The sequence below is a fragment of the Streptomyces triticirhizae genome, from assembly GCF_003696235.1.
GTDB lineage: Bacteria > Actinomycetota > Actinomycetes > Streptomycetales > Streptomycetaceae > Streptomyces > Streptomyces triticirhizae.
Genome location: NZ_RFFJ01000313.1, coordinates 1 through 4,435 on the forward strand (window position 1 = coordinate 1; position 4,435 = coordinate 4,435).

At 76.7% G+C, this 4,435-nt stretch carries 4 protein-coding genes; all 4 read left to right on the forward strand.

The features are described from left to right. Window positions 1-1,251 (forward strand): ADP-ribosylglycohydrolase family protein (locus EBN88_RS28805; RefSeq protein WP_147472897.1); only part of this gene is annotated, 1,251 nt, incomplete at its 5' end. Next, window positions 1,248-2,180 carry a ribokinase gene (locus tag EBN88_RS28810; RefSeq protein WP_122399946.1) on the forward strand — a complete coding sequence of 311 codons (933 nt, stop codon included), beginning with the start codon at window positions 1,248-1,250 and terminating at the stop codon, window positions 2,178-2,180. The genes EBN88_RS28805 and EBN88_RS28810, both read left to right, overlap by 4 nt. Next, a complete protein-coding gene (locus EBN88_RS28815; RefSeq protein WP_122399947.1) occupies window positions 2,177-3,454 on the forward strand; it encodes a CaiB/BaiF CoA transferase family protein in 1,278 nt (425 codons plus the stop codon). Before EBN88_RS28810 ends, EBN88_RS28815 begins: the two co-directional genes overlap by 4 nt. Further along, window positions 3,451-4,302 carry an HpcH/HpaI aldolase/citrate lyase family protein gene (locus EBN88_RS28820; protein WP_122399948.1) on the forward strand — a complete coding sequence of 284 codons (852 nt, stop codon included), beginning with the start codon at window positions 3,451-3,453 and terminating at the stop codon, window positions 4,300-4,302. The genes EBN88_RS28815 and EBN88_RS28820 overlap by 4 nt, the downstream gene beginning before the upstream one ends. Window positions 4,303-4,435 lie beyond the last annotated feature (133 nt).

Here is a 4,435-nt window from a genome sequence, read left to right on the forward strand (position 1 = left end):
CTGCGCCGGCTCGCCGAGGAGCTGCTGGACGAACTGGCCGCGCTGCCGGCGCCGTTGGCGGAACGGGAGCCCACCTCGCTGGCCGCGATCCGCGCGGCCTGCCCCGACTGGCCCGCGCCGCCGGCCCGTTCGGAGCGGCCCGACGCCCGGCGGCTGGAGGCCGCGTGGCTGGGGCGGGCGGCCGGCTGTGTGTTGGGCAAGCCGGTGGAGAAGCTGCCACTGGCGGCGATCCGGGCGCTGGCGCGGGCGGCCGGCAACTGGCCGTTGAACGACTGGTTCACCGCGCGCGGCGTGCCGGCCGAGCTGCTGGCCGCGCACCCGTGGAACCGCCGTTCGGCCCCCACCTCGCTGGCCGAGAACATCGCCGGCGCCCCGGAGGACGACGACCTCAACTACCCGCTGCTGAACCTGCTGTTGCTGCGCCGGCACGGCACCGGGTTCACGACGGCCGACGTCGCCGGGCTGTGGCTGGACGAGCTGCCGGCCGGGCGGACGTTCACCGCCGAACGCGTCGCCTACCGCAACCTGTTGGCGGGCCTTGAGCCGCCGGCGACGGCCATCCACCGCAACCCGTTCCGGGAGTGGATCGGCGCCCAGATCAGGGCCGACGTCTTTGGCTGGACCCACCCGGGCGACCCGGGACGGGCCGCCGAACTCGCCCATCGGGAGGCGGTGTTGACCCACACCGGCAACGGCGTCTACGGCGCGATGTTTGTCGCGGCCACCATCGCCACCGCCATGACGGGCCGTCAGGACGTGCACGGCGCTCTGGCCGCCGGGCTCACCGTCGTCCCCCCACGGTCCCGTTACGCGGCGGCCGTGCGGCTCGGCATCGAAGTCGCCCGCGCGCACCGGGACTTCGACGCGGCCGTCGACGCGCTGCACGCGCACTTCGCCGACCACCACTGGGTGCACGCGCTGCCCAACGCGGCGCTGTTGGCGGCCGCACTCACCCACGCCGACGGCGACTTCACCGGCAGCATCTGCCGGGCGGTGGCCGCCGGCCTGGACACCGACTCCAACGGGGCCACCGCCGGCTCGGTCGCCGGCGCGCTGGCCGGCGCCCCCGACGCGCTGCCGCACCGCTGGACCGCCCCGCTGCGCAACCAACTGGCCAGCTCCGTCGCGGACTTCGACGGGATCGGCTTCGACGAGCTGGCCGAACTGACCCGGCGGGCGGCACCGCCGCCCCGGGACATCTCCGCCCCCGCCCCGGGGGCGACCGCCCCAACCCCGGAGGCACGCCGATGACCACCCACCGCGCCACCGCCGTCGCGGTACTGGGCTCGACCAACATGGACCTGGTGGCCTTCACCACCACCGCGCCCCGCCGGGGCGAGACCGTCACCGGGCGGGAGTTCCGCACCCTGCCGGGCGGCAAGGGCGCCAACCAGGCGATCGCCGCCGCGCGCGCCGGGGGCGCGGTCGCCATGATCGGCGCCGTCGGCGACGACGCGTTCGCGCCCCGGCTGCGCGCCGCGCTCGCCGAGGCCGGCGTGGCCACCGACGGGCTGCGCACCGTGCCGGGCGCCAGCGGCATCGCCCACATCGTGGTGGACGACGAGGGCGGCAACTCCATCGTCGTGGTGCCCGGCGCCAACGGCACGGTCGCCGGCCTCGCCGAGGGCGACGAGGCGCGGATCGCCGCCGCCGACGCGCTGCTGATGCAGCTGGAGCTGCCCCTGGAGGGCGTGCTCGCCGGGGCGCACGCCGCCCGCGCGCACGGGGTCCGCACGGTGCTGACGCCCGCGCCCGCGCGCCCGCTTCCCGATGAACTGCTCTCGCTCATTGACCTGTTGGTGCCCAACGAGCACGAGGCCGCCGCCCTGACCGGAACGTCCGAGCCGCTGGCCGCCGCCCGCGCCCTGCTGGAGCTGGTGCCCGAGGTGGTGATCACGCTGGGCGCCGCCGGCAGCCTGCACGCCTCGCGGACCGCCGAGCCGGTCAGCGTTCCCTCGGTGCCGGTGCGGGCCGTGGACTCCACGGCGGCGGGCGACACGTTCGTCGGCGCGCTGGCCGTCGCCGCCGGCGAGGGCCGGCCGATGCCGGAGGCCATGGCCTGGGCCTCGGCCGCCGCCGCGCTCTCCGTCAGCCGCCCCGGCGCCTCCGCCTCCATGCCGAACCGCGCCGAGATCGACGCGCTGCACCGCTCGGCCCCCCACCCCTGGACCGCACCATGAACGACACCCCCGAATCCCCCGAATCCCCCGAATCCTTCGGGTTTTTCGAGTCCCCCGGGTCCTCGCGCGCTTCCGGCGCCGCGCCCGGGCCCGCCCCGCTGGCCGGGCTGCGGGTGCTGGACCTGGCCACCCTCTTCGCCGGACCGCTGGCCGCCACCCTGCTGGGCGACTTCGGCGCCGAGGTCATCAAGGTGGAGCACCCCCGCCGCCCCGACCCGTCCCGGGGCCACGGCCCCAGCAAGGACGGCGTCGGCCTGTGGTGGAAGCTGCTGGGCCGCAACAAGCGCACCATGACGCTGGACCTCTCATCACCGGACGGACAACGGCTGCTGCTGCGGCTGGCCGCCGAGGCGGACGTGGTGATCGAGAACTTCCGCCCCGGCACCCTGGAGCGCTGGCACCTGGGGCCCGATGAACTCCACTCCGTCAACCCGGGGTTGGTGCTGGCCCGCGTCACCGGCTTCGGCCAGTTCGGGCCCTACGCCCGCCGGCCCGGCTTCGGCACGCTGGCCGAGGCGATGAGCGGGTTCGCCGCGATCACCGGGGAGCCGGACGGGCCGCCGACGCTGCCACCGTTCGGCCTCGCCGACTCCATCGCCGCGCTGACCACGGCGTACGCGGTGATGACGGCGCTGGAGGGGCGGCGGGCCACGGGCCGGGGCCAGGTGGTGGACATGGCGATCATCGAGCCGCTGCTGACCGTGCTCGGGCCGCAGCCGCTCTGGTACGACCAGCTCGGCTATGTGCAGCCCCGCACCGGCAACCGCTCCGCCAACAACGCGCCCCGCAACACCTACCGCACCGCCGACGGGCACTGGGTCGCGGTCTCCACCTCCGCCCAGTCGATCGCCGAACGCGTGATGCGGCTGGTCGGCCGGCCCGAGTTGATCGAGGCGGAGTGGTTCGCCACCGGCGCCCAACGCGCCGCGCACGCCGACGAGTTGGACGAGGCGGTGGGCTCCTGGATCGCCCGCCACGACCGGGAGACGGTCATCGCCGCGTTCGAGGAGGCGCAGGCCGCGATCGCCCCGATCAACGACGTGCGGGACGTGTTCGCCGACCCGCAGTACCGGGCGTTGGGCACGCTGGCCGAGGTGCCCGACGAGGAGTTGGGCACGGTGCGGATGCAGAACGTCCTCTTCCGGCTCTCCGAGACCCCGGGTGCCATCCGCTGGGCTGGCCGCCCCCATGGCGCAGACACCGAGGCGGTGCTGGGCGAACTCGGCGTCCCCGCCGAGGAGATCGGCCGGCTGCGGAAGGAGGGCACGCTGTGAACGGGGCCGACGGCGCGGGCACCGTGCTGACCTGGCTCTACGCGCCCGGCGACCGGCCCGACGTGGTCGCGAAGGCGCTCCGCTCCGGCGCCGACGTGGTGATCGTCGACCTGGAGGACGCGGTCGCGCCCGAGCGGAAGGGCTACGCCCTGGACGCCACGGCGGAGCTGCTGACGGAACGCCCGCCGGTGCCGGTGCAGGTGCGGGTCAACGCGCTGACCGGCCCGTTGGCCAGGAACGAGGTCGAGCGGCTGGCCGGCCTGCCCGGGCTGGCGGGGCTGCGGCTGCCGAAGACCCGCTCGCCGCAGGAGGTGGCGACGGTCGCCGCCTGGGCGGGCGGCGGGCCCGGCGGCGCGGTGCCGCCGCTGTGGCCGCTGCTGGAGAGCGCGTTGGGGCTGGAGCGGGCGTTCGTCATCGCGGAGGGGCACCCGGCGGTGGCCGGGATCGCGCTGGGCGAGGCCGATCTGCGGGCCGGGTTGGGCGTCGCCGACGAGACGGGCCTGGCCTGGGCCAGGAGCCGCGCGGTGGTCGCGGCCCGCGCGGCGGGGCTCGCGCCGCCGGCGCAGTCGGTCTACCCGGACGTGCGCGACCTGCCCGGCCTCGCGGCCTCCTGCGCGGTCGGCCGCGCCCTCGGCCTGGTCGGCCGGGCGGCCATTCACCCGCGTCAACTCCCCGTGATCGAGGCGGCGTTCGCGCCGACTGAGGCGGAGGTGGCGGCGGCCGACGAGATCCTCGCGGCGGCCGCGACCGCCGCCGGGGCGCAGGCGCTCCCCGACGGCCGGTTCGTCGACCCCGCGATCGTCGCGGGCGCCCGCCGCACGGTGGCCCTGGCGGAACGGTTCCGCTGACGCGGAGTTTCGGGAGGGGCCGTCGTCGCCTCGCGCTGCGCGCGAGCGGACGACGGGCCGGGCCCGAAGGCCCCCGGCCCGGGCGAGGCGGGCTCCGCTGCGGGGCACGCCTGGCCGGGGGCCGGGCGCGGTC